Raw genomic sequence first — 16,881 nt, forward strand, 5'->3', positions numbered from 1 at the left:
CATTTGCTTTTCTCTTTCGGTGCCTTTTTTCTTTCCTTTCCTAATCCGTGTCATCCGTGAAATCCGTGGTTAATTTATTCGGATGTTCAATTTCGGATTTCGAGTTTCGGATTTCGGGGCTTTTTAGACTGACGAAGTCTGGTCTCTAGTTCCTGCATTGTTTTGCAAAGAGTAAGGTTTTGAGACGGCCCTATTGACATTTTTCTTAAAACCCTTTATTTTTGTACCGCACGAACCCCAAAGAAGGATTTCTGGAATGCTTACACTAGTAATGACTGTTGGTACTGGCCGTACAGGCAGAGATATTGCAGAGGCACTCGTTTTTTCAATCAAGAGACACCAGCCGCAGAAAGTGATTTTATTTTGCTCCCCTAAAACAGCCGACCAAACCTTACCTTTTATTGAGGAAGCCCTGAACTCAATCGAAGTTCCCTTTCAGCCCTATACAATAGGCAATGAAGACAACGTAGAGTTTTTGTATAATGAATACCTGAAGATTCTCAGGCAAATTGCTCCTGAAGAAGAAATCGCTGCCGATTTTACAAGCGGTACCAAAGCCATGAGTGCCGCATTGTTTGCCGCCGCTGTCACGTTCGGCGTGAAACAGGTCAGCTACATTACCGGGCCACGGGATCAGACCGGCCGAGTAGAGGTTTCTACCGATGTGCTGGTATTGCACCCGGCTCAGATTTATGCCCGCCAAAACCTTCAGCGGGCTATGCTGCTGTTTAATCATGGGGAATTTGAGGCAGCTGCTCATCTGGCGGAAGAGTACACCCGAAAAGTCGATATCAGTGAAGATATTCAAATGCTGGCTCGTGACCTTGTACTTCTGGCCAAGGCATACGGCAGCTGGGAACGTTTCTGCTGGCAGTCGGCAACCTCTGAGCTTAGAGCAGCAGCCAAAGATTCTTCGGAACTGAAAAAGATGTTGGATGTCGAGCAGATAAAACTCTCTGCAAAATTCTGTGAAAGTGTTCATCAAAACGAATGGTCTTCTCAGCGACTTTATGATCTGTTTGCCAATGCCAAACGTCGTTTTAAACAAGGCCGTTATGACGACGCCCTTTCGCGTCTTTATCGTGCGTTCGAATACCTACTCCAATTCAGACTGTTCACACAATATAATGTCAAAACATCTTCAGTAACGCTTGAACAGCTGGAGGCAATGAATATTCCGGAGGACTTTATCAAACGCCTCTCCTTTTCCTCCCGTAGAGACAAAGAGAAACCATCAGCGAAACTCGGGTTGTATCACGCTCTGGAACTCTTATGTCGTCTTCAGGATGACTGGGCACACTTTCTTCAGCCGCTTTATTTTAAGGACGGTGATTTCAAGAAGCCGCAAGGCCCGCTCGCTCAATCTCTGGAAAAAAGAAACCGTTCCTGGCTGGCCCACGGTACTCAGCCCGCTAAAAAAGAGGAAGTGCAGGAGTTGCTGAAAACGCTGGAGACATTACTGATGGAGCATATTTTAAATCAAGAGGAGAAACAAAACTTTCCGCAAGCTGTACAGTTTATCCAGCTACCGGTTTAACGGAGAACTCCACGCCTTATAATTTGACTTCTAACCTGCGGATTGGGAATCCGGCGTTTTGTCCGACTGAGCTTCAGTTGCTGAATTCAGATGGCAATTTCTCCGCCTTGAGTTATTCAGAGAAAAGTCACCGCCTGGTTGATTATAAACGTTGCCGGTCTCACCGGTTTCAGCCTTGTTTGTCTACTGGTTTATAGCTGATGGAGCATTTCAAGCTGTGAACTGCCCGAAAAACCGGCGGAATTTTTTTGGTGCCGTCGACGCTGCTTTTGGTTTATAATACCTCCTTTGGACCCCGCGTTGGGGAGTCATTGCAAGGATTGTTCCCGCTGCGAATCTTGTTACAAAGCCGGCGGAGAACAGCCGGAGGAACGAATTTGGCGAATCAATTGTCGATGAAGGCCCAGCTGCTGACTGGGATTGAGCGAATCGAAATGGCGGAAGTGCCCCGTCCGACGCTCCGCGGACCAAGGGATGTTCTGGTTCGCGTGCGGGCGGTCGGGGTGTGCGGCAGCGATGTGCATTATTACGAAACCGGCCGAATCGGCAGCCAGGTGGTCGAGTTCCCGTTTGTGGTCGGCCACGAATGCGCCGGCACCGTGGAGCAGGTCGGGCCGGAGGTTCGGCGTGTGCGGCCGGGGCAGGCGGTTGCCGTGGACCCGCTGATTGCCTGCGGGCGGTGTGATCAGTGCCGGCAGGGACGCATCAATACCTGCCGAAACCAGAAATTTTTGGGCTGCCCGGGGCAGGTTTCCGGCTGCCTTTGCGAATATATCGTGATGCCGGAGGACAGCTGCTTTCCGACAGAGAACAAAATTACCCTCGAGCAGGCGGTTTTGTGCGAACCGCTGGCTATCGGGATTTATGCGGTGCAGCAGGCCGGCTTGAAGGCGGGGGCACGCATTGCCATTCTTGGGTCCGGCCCTATCGGGCTGTCGGTGCTGGAGGCGGCCAAGGCGGCCGGCGTCGAGCGGATTTATGTAACGGACAAAATCGAGGCCCGCCTGAAGGCCGCGGAGCGGGCCGGGGCGATTTGGTACGGCAACCCGCTTGTTCAGGATATCCCCTCGTCAATCCTCCGGCACGAGCCGCTGGGGCTGGATGCGGTGTTTGAATGTGCTGGCCAGCAGCAGACGCTGGACCAGGGGGTGGACCTGCTGGCCCCCGGCGGGCGTCTGATGCTCGTGGGAATCCCCCGGGAGGAGCGCGTCAGTTTTGTTCCGGACCGGATGCGTCGGAAGGAGCTGACGCTGATCAATGTCCGCCGGCAGAATCACTGCACGCAGAAAGCGATTGACTGGGTGGCGGAAGGCCGCGTGAACGTCGATTATATGCTGACTCATCGGTTTTCGTTTGAGCAGACCCCATCGGCTTTTGAGCTTGTCTGCGACTATCGGGATGGGGTCATCAAGGCCCTCATTGAAGTATAACTGCGAGGAGTTTTTCAAAGGGAATGAAAAGCGCTTCGATTGTTGCCGTCGGAAATGAACTGCTGAACGGCCAGCGTGTCGATACGAACTCGAACTGGCTGCAGGGGCGGCTTTTGCGGCTGGGCTTTCAGACCTGTCGGGTCGTTTTGGTGCCGGATGATAAAGAGGCTATTGCCGCTGTTTTGGGTGAGGTTTCTCGGATAAGCGATGTGGTGATTCTAACGGGGGGATTGGGGCCGACGGCCGATGACCTGACGCGGTTTGCACTGGCAGAGTTTTTGGGCAGGCCTTTGGAGTTTCGAGCGGATATCTGGCAGACGATTGAAGCGTTTTTTGAGCGGCGTGGGCTGAAGACGGCGTCCACGAATCGGGTCCAGGCGTATCTGCCCTGCGGAGCAAAGGCCCTGGCGAATCCAAAGGGGACGGCATGCGGGATTGCGGCGGAGCATGAGGGCAAGCGGTATTTTTGTCTGCCGGGTGTGCCGGCCGAGATGATGTCGATGTTTGATGACAGTGTTTGTCCGGAACTGGTTGCTGACGGCCAAACAGACGTGATTGAGATGGGGAAAGTCCGCTGTTTTGGGGTTGGGGAATCCGTTATTGCGGAAAAACTGGGTGATTTGATGCGGCGAGACCGTAATCCGCAGATTAATACGACGGTTCAGGGTGGCGATGTGCTCCTGCATATTGTTGCGGCAGCGCCGGACCCTGACTCGACCCGACATCTGATTGAGGCCGATAAACGGCAGCTTTCCGAGCTGCTTGGGGATGCTGTTTATGGGTATGATGACCAGACTCTGCCGGAGGTTGTTGGGCGCCTGTTGAAAGCAAAACGATGGAAACTGGCCGTGGCCGAATCCTGTACAGGGGGGCTGCTGGCCAAGATGATTACGGATATTCCGGGCTCCAGCGAGTACTTTTGGGGCGGGTGGGTGACCTACAGCAATGAGGCCAAAATCCAGGATTTGGGGGTTCCAGAGGATTTCATTCAGCGATATGGTGCGGTCTCGGAGCCGGTTGCGGCGGCGATGGCTTCCGGAGCCGCCCAGCGAAGCGGGGTTGATGCCGCCCTAAGTATCAGCGGTATCGCCGGTCCGGAAGGCGGGACGCCCGAAAAACCGGTGGGGATGGTTTGTATCGGCCTCTTCATGCAGGGCCGGACAGAGGTCCAGACCTTCCGGTTTGCCCCCGTGGGACGAGAGGCAGTGCGTCAGCGTGCTTCTTTGACGGCTTTGAATTGGCTGCGATTGAAACTGAGGGTTTGACTGTTTCGAAAAAAGTTGTTATACTGAACTTTTCTGAACGTCGAAAGTAGTCTCAAACAGGGGAACTATGGCCAAAAGCGGCAGACATTTAGGCGAAATCCTATACGCCAAAGGGTGGGTGGACAAACCCAATCTCATTAAAGCCCTCAAGAAAGCCAAGGAGACGAACCGGCGTTTGGGCGAAACGCTTGTGGAGATGGGGCTTGCCACAGAAGACCAGATTATGCAGGCCTTGGCCCGTCAATTCGGGATGAATTATGTCGATTTAGATCAGGTTGATATCCCCTCCGATGTCCGCAGTCTGATTCCGGAAGAAATCATCAAAAAGCATCGTGTCCTTCCGCTGGGGAAGGAAAACGGCCGGCTGAAAATTATTATTCCGGACCCCATGAATTTGGAACTGCTGGACCTTCTGCGATTCCGGCTGGCTTCGGATTTGGAGTGCTATTTGGCCAGTCCGAGCAAGATTGATGCGTACATCAATCGCAAGATGGATGAGGTCCGCAGCAGCATTGATGCGACGGCGGCGGAGCTGGCGGAGGCCGGGCATGCTATCGAGGCGGAGGTGCGGCGGGCTCAGGCCTCTGAGGAGGATGAAGGACCGATTATCCGCCTGGTCAACCTGATTATCGACGAGGCGGTCAAGATGCGGGCCAGTGATATTCACATTGAGCCGATGGCCGACCGCGTGAGGATACGGTACCGCATTGATGGGGTCTGCATTGAACGGGACAACATTCCCAAGAACATGCAGGCGCCGCTTCTGGCTCGTATCAAGATTATGTCCGGGATGGATATCGGCGAGCGGCGGCTGCCGCAGGACGGGCGTATTAAAAGGCGGATTGACAATCAGGATATTGACTTCCGCGTGTCCTGTCTGCCGGGCTACCACGGGGAAAGCACCGTTCTGCGTATTCTGCGTCCGGATTCGGTGAATATCGGTATTCAGGCGATTGGTTTTGAGCCGGAAGATTATGAGCGGTTTATACGCATCATCAAACGGCCCAACGGTATTTTTCTTGTAACGGGGCCGACCGGAAGCGGAAAAACGACGACGCTGTATGCCGCCTTGCAGGAGCTGAACCGTCCGGACAAGAAAATCATCACGGCGGAAGACCCGGTGGAGTACAACATCAGCGGAATCAATCAGTGTCAGGTCCGAACGGAAATCGGATTGACGTTTGAAAAGATTCTGCGGTCGATGCTGCGTCAGTCGCCGAACATCATCCTGATCGGTGAAATTCGTGACGGTGTGGTGGCGGATATTGCGATTCAGGCGGCCCTTACAGGTCACCTTGTCTTCAGCACCCTTCACACCAATGATGCTCCCAGTGCCATTACCCGTCTGATTGATATGGGGGTCAAACCTTTCCTTGTGGCCAGTTCGGTGCAGGCGATTATGGCGCAGCGGCTGGTCCGAACCATCTGCAAGAACTGCAAAGTGATAGACGAGAAACCCGATCCGCATTATCTGCGGCTTTTGAGTATTACGCCGGAGGATCTCCGCAGGCACCCGATTTATAAAGGGGCCGGCTGCAGTCGATGCCAGGGAACGGGGTATCGGGGGCGAATTGCCATTTTTGAAATGATGGAAATGAACAGCCAGATTCGTGAGCTGGCGTTTCAAAAGGCGCCGACAACGGAGCTTCGAAAAGCGGCTCGGGCCAGCGGGATGAAGACCCTGCTGATGGACGGACGAATTAAGGTTTTCAAGGGTATTACAACACCGCAGGAAGTGTCGAATGTCACTCAGGCGGAAGGTCTTGTAATCGATACAGCATAGAGGATTTAGGGACAGAATTATGCCTTCACTGCATATTGACCGGTTGCTGGAAGCGTGTATTAAGATGGGCGGTTCGGACCTGCATTTGGTCGTGGGACGGCCTCCGGTGCTGCGAATCAGCGGTCGTCTTCGCTCTTTGGATACAAAAGTGCTGGAGCCGGAAGATACCGTAGCCCTGATGAAGAGCATCACGCCGGAGCGAAACCAGCAGGAACTGCAGGAAGTGGGGGGCACGGACTTTGGATTTGCTTTTGGGGATGCCGGACGGTTTCGTACGGCTGTTTTCCGTCAAAAAGGGCACATTTCGATGGTGCTTCGTTTGATCCCATCGGAACTGCTGACGTTTGAGCAGATTGGGCTGCCGAAGATTTGTGCGGCTTTGTGCCGGCGTCCGAGAGGACTGTTTTTGGTGACAGGTCCGACAGGTTCCGGAAAAACGACGACGCTGGCGAGCATGATTAATTATATTAACGAGAATCTGGACCTTCATATTATAACAATTGAAGAGCCGATTGAATATTACCACCAGCATAAGAAATCAATTATCAACCAGCGTGAGGTGGGAATTGATGTTCCGACGTTTGCGGAAGCCCTTCGCCGGTCGCTGCGTCAGGACCCGGATGTGATTCTGGTGGGTGAATTGCGGGATTTGGAAACGATGGAAGCGGCCATTACGGCGGCGGAAACCGGACACCTTGTGTTTGGAACTCTTCACACGACCGGCTGCCAAGGGACAGTGAACCGAATTATTGACGCATTTCCGGTCAGTCAGCAGGAGCAGATACGCGTCCAGTTAAGCACCAACCTGATTGCCGTGTTAAGTCAGGCCCTTTGTCCCCGCATACCGAAGGGACGAGTGGCGGCTTATGAGTTTATGGTAGTCACGCCGGCTATTTCAAACCTAATTCGTGAAAATAAGGTCTATCGTATTGAGTCGAGCATCCAGATTGGGAAAAAACTCGGGATGCAGCTGTTGGATGATCACCTGTGGGAATTGTGGAAAAGCGAGAAAATAAGTCTTGAAACGATGCTCGATTATGCGAGAAACCCAGGTGACCTTTTAGAAAAGGCCGAAAAAGAGATGGGAGTCTCGATGAAGGGCAAACTCAAAGGCAAGAGTCTGGAAGAAGAATATGGACCGGTCTTGAAGACATCATAAATGGTTGCTTTATTGCTTTTTTATTTGCCAGATGTCCATGTTTTTTATTTAAAGAAAATCCTTATTTTTTTGCATTTATCATTCCGGAATCTTTGGGTTTGTTTTCCATCGTTAAACGGGATTTTCCCATCATATCTTCGAAAATAGGCGGTTTTTTTCTTCTTGTCTGCCAGATGTCCAACTTAAAAAGTGTTTGAACTCGTATTTATAGGGTCGTATAATTTAAAAGGAGTCGATATTATCGGCTTTAAGGCGGAGATAACCGATGGCTAAGCTGCCTCCAGTACAAGAACTCAAGGGTAGGACATTAGGTCGAATTCTGATAAAAATGGGCCTGATAACTCGAGAACAGGTCCAAGAAGCCCTTCGGATTCAAAAGGAAAAAGGAGGGAAGGTCAGAATCGGTCAAATTTTTATTGAGATGGGTCTGATTAAAGAAAGGGACCTGTCTATCGCCTTAGCCGGCCAGCGGGGAATGGAGTATATAGACATAGATAGTCTTGATATTCCTCAGGAAGTTCTCAAGCAGATTCCGGCTCAAATGGCCAAAACCTATCGGATTCTCCCCATCGAATATGACAGCCGGCGTAATCACCTGACCGTTGCTCTCGACAGCCCGGACAACTTCCGGGCTACGGATGATTTGAGCACCCTGATGGGATTTACGGTCGAGGCCAAGGTCGCTGACCCCGATGCCCTGAATGCCGCCTTAAATAAATATTATGCAGAAGAAGATGAGAGTCTGACGGAGCTCATCGGCGAAATAGAAAGCGACAAGGGGCTGGCATCGCTTCAGGGGCGGGATGCGAGCATTGACCTGGATGAGCTGAAGGAGGCGGCGGATTCCACAGGGGTTAAGAAACTGCTGAACCTGGTGCTGCTGAAAGCGATTCAGGACAAAGCCTCGGACATTCATTTCGAGCCGTTCGAAAATGAGTTTAAGATGCGGTATCGAATCGACGGGGTTCTTTATGAAATGGTTCCGCCGCCGAAGCACATTGCGCTGGCGCTGTCCAGCCGAATTAAGGTTATGGCCAACCTGGATATTGCGGAACGTCGGCTGCCGCAGGACGGCCGTATCCCGCTGGTGGTCGGCGGCAATCCGGTGGACCTTCGTGTGAGCATTCTGCCGACCATGTTCGGCGAAAGTGTCGTGCTGCGTGTTCTGGACCGCAAACAGGTCGATTTGCGGCTGGATATGCTCGGAATGACCGAACGGGACCTGAACATTGTCCGCCAGCTGATTAACAAGCCCAACGGAATTCTGATTGTAACCGGTCCCACCGGTTCCGGAAAAACCACCACGCTCTATTCGGCCCTGAAGGAGCTCAATTCGGTCGAAACCAAGATTATTACGACGGAAAACCCGGTCGAGTACGACATTGACGGATTGATTCAGGTCCAGATACGGCCGGAAATCGGTTTGACGTTTGCCAAGTGTCTGCGTTCGATTCTGCGTCAGGACCCGGATATCGTGATGGTCGGTGAGATTCGAGACCTGGAGACGGCGGAGATTTCCATTCAGGCGTCTCTGACCGGTCACCTGGTCTTTACGACGCTTCACACCAACGATGCTCCCAGCACAATCGCCCGTCTTTTGGATTTGGGGCTGGAAACCTTCCTGGTGACGGCCACACTGGAAGGGATTATCGCCCAGCGTCTGGTGCGGCGCATCTGCACCAACTGCAAGACGGAATACCGGCCGACGGAAGAGCAGCTGATGGAACTGGGGCTGACGCTGGAGGATGCGGAGGGCAAGAAATTCTATTATGGTCGCGGCTGTGATATGTGCAACAACACCGGCTATCGCGGCCGAACAGGCATTTTTGAGATTATGACGTTTGATGATGAAATTCGGGATTTGATTATGAACCACGCCTCGACAGCGGTTCTGCGGGAGGCGGCCCGCCGCAAAGGAATGAAGACGCTTCGGGAGAACGGCCTGGAGCTGATTTACAGCGGAATCACCACCCTGGATGAGGTGGCCCGGGAAACGATTGCGGTGGAGGCGTGAGGAAGCGGCGCAGGATTCAGCCGAGTCCTGCGGTTGGGACGGTTCTTATTCGGAGGTAAACGAATATGCCGATTTTTCAATACACAGCGCTGGATGCCAAGGGCAATGAGGTCAAGGCCGAGATAGAAGCCCTCAGCAGCAAAGAGGCCATCAGCAAAATCCGCAGCAAAGGGCTTTTCCCCACAAAGGTCCGGGCGCAGGGGGCCGCCAAAAAGGCCAAGGCCGAGACGGCGGCGGCTCCGCGGCGAAGGCGTTCCGGCGGCAAGGTCAAAACCAAGCAGATTACGCAGTTCGCCCGTCAGCTGTCCACGCTGCAGGATGCGGGTCTGGCGATTCTGCGTTCGCTGCGCATTCTGGAAGAACAGCAGAAGTCGGGCACGCTCAAACGGGTGATTGGGTACGTGGCGGATGATATTGAGAGCGGCTCGACGCTGTCGGAGGCGATGGCCAAGCATCCCAAGACCTTCAACCGGCTGTTTGTCAACATGGTGGCGGCGGGCGAGGTGGGCGGCGTGCTGGATGTGATTCTGGCTCGTGTAGCCGATTTTATGGAAAAATCCGAGCGGCTCAAATCGAAAATCAAGGGCGCCATGGTCTATCCGGTGGTGGTGATGACCGTGGCGTTTTTGATTGTGCTGGGGCTGATGATTTTCATCATTCCGACCTTTTCCACGGTGCTGACGGACATGAGCGACGGCAAGGAGAAGCTTCCGGCTTTGACGCAGGGGCTGCTGAATCTGAGCCAGTGGCTTTTGGGCAACAAGGGGCTGAATGCCGGACTGGTGGCGATTTCCCCGTTTTTCGTGATTATGTTTTTTAAGTTTCTGCGGAAATTTCGATATGGCCGCTATGCTCTCGACTGGCTCAAACTCCATCTGCCGGTGATTCGCCGTCTGGTTTACCTGACGACGGTCGCCCGCTGGACGCGAACGCTGGCGACGCTGATCGGGGCCGGTGTGCCGATTCTGGAGGCCATCAACATCACGCGGGAAACGGCGGACAACGAAGTCTATTCGGCGATGCTCGGAAAGGTGCATCAGGCGATTCGGCAGGGCGATACGTTCGCCAATCCGCTGCGGCAGTCCAAGACGGTGGACTCCATTGTGGTGAACATGGTGGATGTCGGAGAGGAAACCGGTGATCTGGACAAGATGCTGATGAAGGTGGCGGACAATTTTGATGAAGAGGCCGATGTGATGGTCGGTGCGATGATGAGTCTGCTGGAGCCGATTATGATTGTGTCGCTGGGCCTGATTGTCGGCACCATCGTTGTGGCGATGTTCCTGCCGATGGTGAAGGTCATTCAGGTGCTGATGTAATTTCAAACGCATTTATCAATACAAATCAGAAAGGAACAATTCATGAACAGACAAAGACGGGGAAAAGGCGGATTTACGATTGTGGAACTGCTGACGGTAATGGGGGTGATTGCCCTGCTGATCGGGCTGCTGGTGCCGGCATTGAATATGGTCAAGGACTATTCCCGCGAGATTCAGCAGAAGGCCCAGTTTCACAGCATAGATGTCGGCCTGGAGATGTTCAAAAACGACTTCGGCGTCTATCCGGAATCCGATGAAAATTCGTATCGAGTCCCGGTACATCCGATTGACCCGACCATTTACGGCGGTGCGGCAAAACTTGCGGAGGCGATGGTCGGACAGGATTTGCTCGGGTTTCATCCGAAGTCGGGCTTCACGGCCAGCGGTATGAATGATTTGGACGGGGTGGGAGTCGGAGCAGGGGCTGTGCAGATTTATGACCCCATCAACGGGATCAATGTGCCCGGCGTCTATGTGGAAACCGGTTCTCAGAATATCGATGTTCGCAAAAAATATATCGATCTGGAACATGCGAACGCCTATCGAATCGATGACATTTATGTCAACTGGGGTGCTTTCAACCGGTTCAATTTCCTGCTGTGTGATGTGTATGCCAAGAAAAGACAGTCCGGCAAGAAGACGGGCATGCCGATTCTGTATTACCGGGCTCGCACGGCCTACAAGTTTCAGGATTATACGCGCAACGAATTTGGAGGCAGCGACCAGAATCCTGCGCAGAATGATGATATTTACAACTACTGGGACAATGAGCGGCTGCTGGCGCTTGGGGACCCGGAACAGGGGACGGCGGTTCTGCATCCTCTGCGGACCGGCACGACTCTGACGGACTTGCAGCGGTTTGAGGAGATGATTCTGAACAAGCAGGTCCAGACGGCGACCCGAACCACGTCGTTTCCGGACGGCATCAAGCGTCCGTATCGAGCGGAGTCTTATATTCTGATTTCCGCCGGCAAGGATGGACTGTACGGCACGGCGGATGATGTCCTGAACATAGAAAAGGGCAAAGAATAACCGGCTGTGTTCCCGCTGAACCTTCCGGACGGAGACAGTATGTTCCTGACGCCCCGACGATATGCGATGACTCTTCTTGAGGTGCTGGTGACGCTGGCGGTGGTACTGCTTCTGTTCGGGACACTCAGCGGTCTGGGGGTGCATCTGAAAAGGCAGTCGGAAATCCGGTTGACGGAAAGCACGCTGGCCGTTTTGGCCACAGCCCTTGAGCAGTATTATAACGATTACGGGGCGTATGTGCCGCAGGTCAGAACGCAGGCGGACTTTAATGCGGCTGTTGGAGCGGCTGCCACCCGGATTCTTCCGCCGGCGGTACATTGGACCGGAACGCTCGGGGAAGCCGCCTGGTCCAGCGAGGCGCTGTATTACTTTCTGAATCGAAGTCCCAACAGCAAGGCGATTATCGGAACGCTTCTGGACCGGTTTCTTTCCAATAAGGATGCGACCGGGCGGGTGCTTCTGATTGAGATTCCGACCGGCAGTACTCCGACGGATTTGATTCGCTTTGTGGATGTGTGGGGGATGCCGATTCGGTATGAATATGATTCGGCTGTGCATTCGTTTCCGATCCTGACTTCCGCCGGTCCGGATAAAATGTTTGAGACGGCACAGGACAACGTCGTCAATCCGCAGCCGTAAAGGCGGCTAATGGGAAAGAAACAGTTATGGAAATGAAACAGAAAAGAGCGGGCGGCTTTACGCTGATTGAGCTGCTGGTGGTGGTGGCGATTATTTCGATGCTGGTGGGGCTGCTGACCGTAGGGCTCCGCAAAACGAAGATTATTTCCACAGGTCTGCGGCAGAAGTCCGTCTTTCACTCGATGGAAATCGGGCTGGAGCTGTTCAGCAAGGATTTTGATGATTATCCCGACTCGAAAGTGCTGCCCAATCCTGCCGCCGCCAATCAGGTCTGCGGGGCCCAGCATTTGGTCGAAGCACTGGTCGGTCGGGATGAGGCCGGTCTGGAGCCGCGGACGGGCTGGTATGCCCCGAATGATGCGGCGTACAGTCCCGAGGGGACGAAGATAAACAATGCGGATTACTTTTTTTATGACTCCACATCGGAAGTGAGCCGCAATCGCCGCAAAGGGCCGTATGCGGAACTGAAATATGTGGATGTCTTTACGATTTATGAACTCTGGCAGGGGAATAATGGTTCGTCCCGCATTTATGATTCGCAGGGGGCTGCTTCCCCGGCCCGAAGGGCACCGGTCTTTACGGATACCTTCAAACGCTCGACCGTTTCTCTGTCGAACGGCCAGACCGTTCGGGTTGGGATGCCGATTCTGTATTTTAAGGCCAATCGGTCGGCGACGCAGCCGTTTCGTCTGGATGCAGCGGGACGCAACACGGTTACCAATCCGACCGTGGCGGATATGCAGAAGTGGACGTACAGTTTTGTTGATAATGCGGCGGTGACGGACCTTCCGCTGCTGGACAACCCTTCCGTAGCGGCGGCTCATTATACCGACCCGCAGAATCCTTCCAAAAGCAAGGCCCAGGTCTTTTATGAGCAGATTACTCAGCGTAGCGAGCCGGACCGTCCGTTCTATAAGCCCTTTAATGCAAACAAGTATCTGCTGATTTCCGCCGGCTGGGACGGCCTGTACGGCACCAAGGACGACATTACCAATTTTGACTATTAACGGCGTCAAGCCCCAATTCAGGAGGCGTTTGTATGCGTGCCTGGAACGAAAACAAAAAAACACACATCGGTTTTACGCTGACGGAGATGCTCACGGCTCTGGCGGTGATTGCCGTACTGCTGGCATTGCTGATTCCGGCCCTGAGTATGGTGCAGAAGAAGGCCATGATAGTCAAGCAGCGGGCCCAGTTTCACGCCATTGAGGTCGGATTGGAGGCCTTCCGTTCAGACTGGGGGGATTATCCGCCCAGTGAGTACAACATGGCTAAGTACGGCAACGGAAGCGTCGCCTCGTTTCGGCTGGCGGAGGCATTAATCGGCGGGGATGGTCTCGGATTTCATCCCAATTCGATTTTTTATCAGGATTATCTGTTTGACCAGAACGGGGATGGAACCATCAGTGCGGCGGAAACCGTTTATCATGCAACGACGGATTTGCCCTGGGAAACGGCCGCTCAGAATCGTGCGGCACGCAAAGGACCCTATCTGGAGCTGGAAACGGCCAATGCCGTCAAGCTGCAGGATATCTACGGGGCGAACACCGGTTCGCTGAGCGGGACGATGTTTGTCCTGGCGGATGCGTTCTCGAAAAAGATGCGGGCGACCGGAAAAGAGGTCGGGATGCCGATTCTCTATTACAAGGCCAATGTGAATCAAATCGGAATGGACCCGATTCGGGCCAACTGGGGAAACAATACCTATAATCTGAATGACAGTTATGCGTCCGGCAGCGGGATTATTTCGCTGCCCGTTCCGTTTCCGTCTTCGAAAACAGTTCATGATCTGCATGAAGATGCAGCGAATGACAGCATCAACTGGTTTTACGGAGTGATTGCCAATCCCAACTTTACATCCCCGCCGCGGCCGTATCGGGCGCAATCGTTTCTGCTTCAGAGTGCAGGGCCGGACGGTCTGTACGGGACGGCGGATGATTTGTTTAACTTCTGATAAGTCGGCGGCCTTGTTGGGCTTTGTGAAAGTCGGCTGACAATGAATTCCAAGATTCGACAAAATGGATTGACGCTGACGGAACTGGTCGTCGTGATTGCGGTGGCGGCCATTCTGGTGGGGATCTCGGTACCGGCTGCCAAGAAGGTCATCGAATCGTTTGACCATTCCGCCGGACCGCATTCCCTCATCAATGCCGCGCTGACCAGCGCCCGGGCTCTGGCGGCTGCGCAGAGCACCCCGGCCGGAATTCGATTTCAGCAGGACCGCAAGGGCGATTTCTATATGATTTTTATTATTCACAAGAATGTAACGAACGCGTACGCAACGGAGTTTATTGCCGTTGCCAACCGCAAACCGATTAAGCTGCCTTCTTCGGTCGGCGTGATTGCCGGAACGGTTCAATCGGATGCAGAGCTGAACGACTCGAATTTGATGGATGCTCAGACCTTCTCGATTGTCTTTTCCGAGCAGGGAAAATTGATTCGGTTTCCTGTGCGGGTGCTGAATCGGGACGGGGTTACGGATAACAGCAGCCGCGACCCAATCTTCAATACCCGGGCCAATGTGGACAGCGGGACAGCCGGGATGTTTTATCAGGATGCCGGGCCGGGCGGCCTGAATGAAGAGGACAGCATCGGGTCTTTTTATATATACGACACCAAACGGTTTGCAGAGATTCCGGCCAATCAGCGGTTCACCGCGTATATTCGAAATCTTCCAAAAGAGTTCGTGAACCCCCATACAGGGCAGCTGATTGGGCGGTAAGGGAAATCCATGAGTGATTCCAGAAGACAAAATGGTTTTTCGCTGACGGAGGTGCTGCTGGCGACAGGCATCCTGGCTATCGGGTTTGTGCTGATTGCGACGATTTTTCCGGCGGGGATTAAGCTGACGGCGATGGCGGCGGAAAAGACCCTGGCGCCGGCAATTGCCGAGGAGGCCCGAGCGGCGGTTCGATTGTATGATTTGGATGCAGACAAGCTGCCGAATTCCGGCGAGGTTCAGTCGGTTTTGTTTTCTGCGGAATACCTGTCGGATCCGAGTGTGCAGTCTTTTGTTCAGTTTTACGGGATTCCTCCTCATGACCCGCTGCTTCTGACAAAGATTAATGCTCGTTTGGCGGCGGATTCGCTTTATCCATCCCTGCCGAAGGAGTCTTACGCACAGAATCCGACTCAAAATCAGCGGTACTGCTGGACAATTCTGTGCCGCAAGGATTCTGCCGCCGCAGAAGGCTACCAAATCCGCATTTTTCTGTGCCGCTGGAGAAAGGAGCTTCGGTATTACGGATTTGAGATGAACCGGTCCACCGGTGTTTTCAGTCCGGCGGAATCGGAGCGGCCGGTTCCCGTGCCGGTTCGGGTCCGGGCCGTTCTCGGCAGTTCAGAGGTGTCGATAGAGTCCAATCAGCCGGTTTACCCGCCGGAGACCTGCCGGCAGTTTTTCCTGGAAGGGGCCTGGGTTGTGGAGGACCGCAGCGGCTCCCTCTTTCAGGTTATCAAACGGGACGGTGCGGCTCTGACGCTGAATCGCAAGTGGACAGGTGCGGATGGACAATATGTTCTCTGGGTTGTGCCGCCGGCGGCCGGGGCGAATCGAAATCCTTGTATTGAGGTACTTTAGGAGCCTGTTCAAACCTTGATGAATCCGAGCAAACGACAGCCTGCTTTTACGATTGTTGAACTGTTGGTGGCCATGGCACTGGTGGCGGTACTGCTGGTTGTCTCCGGGGCGGTCTTCCGCTATTCCGTGCAGGCCTATCGAGCGGCTTCGGCTATGGCGGAGATTATGCAGAAGTATCAGGCGATCACCTACCGGTTGAAAACCGACCTAGCGGGTCTGCAGAAAGAGGGGGAAATCTGTGTGGTCTGGGTGCCCGGGACGGATACAACAGGAGACAATATTGTTGATAAATTTGAGCGGCTGGATCGGCTTTACTTTTTTACAACCGGCTCGTTCCAGACTTACAATGTCTGGACCTATCTGGAGGGCGGCACAGCCAGGCAGGGGGTTCTGCACGGCCATATGGCTCGGGTTTGCTATATGCTGGCCGGAGACGGACAGGGAAAACGGGCGGCGGATTTGCCGCCGAACAAGCGGATTTTAGGACGTTCCCAGCATCTCTATACCTCGGCAAATGTTTCCACAGATTTTCCAAACTGGGCGTCCTTTACTTCGGAACAGAATAATTATTTCGAATTTGATACAAAAACGGCGGCTCAATGGCGAAATGAGCCCATCTGGAATCCGAAAGCAGCCAGTCAAAAGTCCGAGATGGTGGAGCGCATTTTGGATGTGGATTTGTTTGCTCCCTTTGGTCCGCAGGGCTCTGAGAAGCGAGGGATTCAGATTGCACCGTCTGTTCCTCAGAACCTTCATCTGATGCTGGCTCAGGGTGTCGGGCAGTTTCAGGTGCAGGGCTGGTTTGACCGAGAGAAACGCTGGCTTCCTGAGGTCGATCCGAATGGGGATGGGGATTACCGGGATTCGGATTTTTTCCTTCAGGGAAACGGCGTCCGTTCGGATAAGATTCCCGGTTTTTTGTATCCGGGCAAGCTTCATGAGTTAGGACCGGGTTATACGGACAAATACGGTCCTTATGACCCGAATCATCTGAATGCGGAACATTTTGATTCAATACCGGGGTTGGGTCCGGCTCTGAAATTTACCTTTACGCTGTATGACTCCAAAGGGGTTTTCCCGGAGGGCAAGACCTTTACCTACATTGTCTATCTGAATCCGTAGC

General features: G+C 53.5%; 14 protein-coding genes. All 14 read left to right on the forward strand.

Annotation, left to right across the window (positions count from 1 at the left end; translation table 11 throughout):
- Nucleotides 1-256 precede the first annotated feature (256 nt).
- The 14 genes from WHS88_11015 (at nt 257) to WHS88_11080 (ending at nt 16,880) form a co-directional block, all read left to right on the forward strand.
- Nucleotides 257-1,537, forward strand: a complete 1,281-nt coding sequence (locus WHS88_11015; GenBank protein ID MEJ5260707.1) for a TIGR02710 family CRISPR-associated CARF protein — start codon at nt 257-259, stop codon at nt 1,535-1,537.
- 377 nt (nt 1,538-1,914) lie between these two features.
- Nucleotides 1,915-2,967 (forward strand): alcohol dehydrogenase catalytic domain-containing protein, encoded by a 1,053-nt coding sequence (locus WHS88_11020; protein ID MEJ5260708.1) that lies wholly within the window; start codon nt 1,915-1,917, stop codon nt 2,965-2,967.
- A gap of 23 nt (nt 2,968-2,990) precedes the next feature.
- Nucleotides 2,991-4,232: a competence/damage-inducible protein A gene (locus tag WHS88_11025; protein MEJ5260709.1), complete on the forward strand. Its 1,242-nt coding sequence runs from the start codon at nt 2,991-2,993 to the stop codon at nt 4,230-4,232.
- Nucleotides 4,233-4,299: 67 nt separating this feature from the next.
- Entirely contained in the window at nt 4,300-6,015 is a 1,716-nt protein-coding gene (locus tag WHS88_11030; protein MEJ5260710.1) for a GspE/PulE family protein, read from the forward strand.
- A 19-nt stretch (nt 6,016-6,034) separates the two neighbouring features.
- Entirely contained in the window at nt 6,035-7,174 is a 1,140-nt protein-coding gene (locus tag WHS88_11035) for a type IV pilus twitching motility protein PilT (protein ID MEJ5260711.1), read from the forward strand.
- Nucleotides 7,175-7,595: 421 nt separating this feature from the next.
- A complete protein-coding gene (locus tag WHS88_11040) occupies nt 7,596-9,188 on the forward strand; it encodes an ATPase, T2SS/T4P/T4SS family (GenBank protein ID MEJ5260712.1) in 1,593 nt (530 codons plus the stop codon).
- A 65-nt stretch (nt 9,189-9,253) separates the two neighbouring features.
- A complete protein-coding gene (locus WHS88_11045) occupies nt 9,254-10,507 on the forward strand; it encodes a type II secretion system F family protein (GenBank protein MEJ5260713.1) in 1,254 nt (417 codons plus the stop codon).
- Between the two features lie 42 nt (nt 10,508-10,549).
- Nucleotides 10,550-11,539, forward strand: a complete 990-nt coding sequence (locus WHS88_11050; GenBank protein ID MEJ5260714.1) for a type II secretion system protein — start codon at nt 10,550-10,552, stop codon at nt 11,537-11,539.
- A gap of 39 nt (nt 11,540-11,578) precedes the next feature.
- The gene (locus tag WHS88_11055; protein ID MEJ5260715.1) at nt 11,579-12,178 is read left to right on the forward strand and encodes a hypothetical protein; all 600 of its coding nucleotides are present in this window, start codon (nt 11,579-11,581) and stop codon (nt 12,176-12,178) included.
- Between the two features lie 32 nt (nt 12,179-12,210).
- Nucleotides 12,211-13,185, forward strand: coding sequence for a type II secretion system protein (locus WHS88_11060; protein MEJ5260716.1), 975 nt, complete (start codon nt 12,211-12,213; stop codon nt 13,183-13,185).
- Between the two features lie 32 nt (nt 13,186-13,217).
- A complete protein-coding gene (locus WHS88_11065) occupies nt 13,218-14,132 on the forward strand; it encodes a type II secretion system protein (GenBank protein MEJ5260717.1) in 915 nt (304 codons plus the stop codon).
- A gap of 42 nt (nt 14,133-14,174) precedes the next feature.
- The gene (locus tag WHS88_11070; GenBank protein MEJ5260718.1) at nt 14,175-14,900 is read left to right on the forward strand and encodes a prepilin-type N-terminal cleavage/methylation domain-containing protein; all 726 of its coding nucleotides are present in this window, start codon (nt 14,175-14,177) and stop codon (nt 14,898-14,900) included.
- 9 nt (nt 14,901-14,909) lie between these two features.
- Nucleotides 14,910-15,758 carry a type II secretion system protein gene (locus tag WHS88_11075; GenBank protein MEJ5260719.1) on the forward strand — a complete coding sequence of 283 codons (849 nt, stop codon included), beginning with the start codon at nt 14,910-14,912 and terminating at the stop codon, nt 15,756-15,758.
- Between the two features lie 18 nt (nt 15,759-15,776).
- Nucleotides 15,777-16,880 (forward strand): prepilin-type N-terminal cleavage/methylation domain-containing protein, encoded by a 1,104-nt coding sequence (locus WHS88_11080; protein ID MEJ5260720.1) that lies wholly within the window; start codon nt 15,777-15,779, stop codon nt 16,878-16,880.
- Nucleotide 16,881: the final 1 nt, after the last annotated feature.

This window comes from Anaerohalosphaeraceae bacterium (assembly GCA_037479115.1).
Lineage (GTDB): Bacteria > Planctomycetota > Phycisphaerae > Sedimentisphaerales > Anaerohalosphaeraceae > JAHDQI01.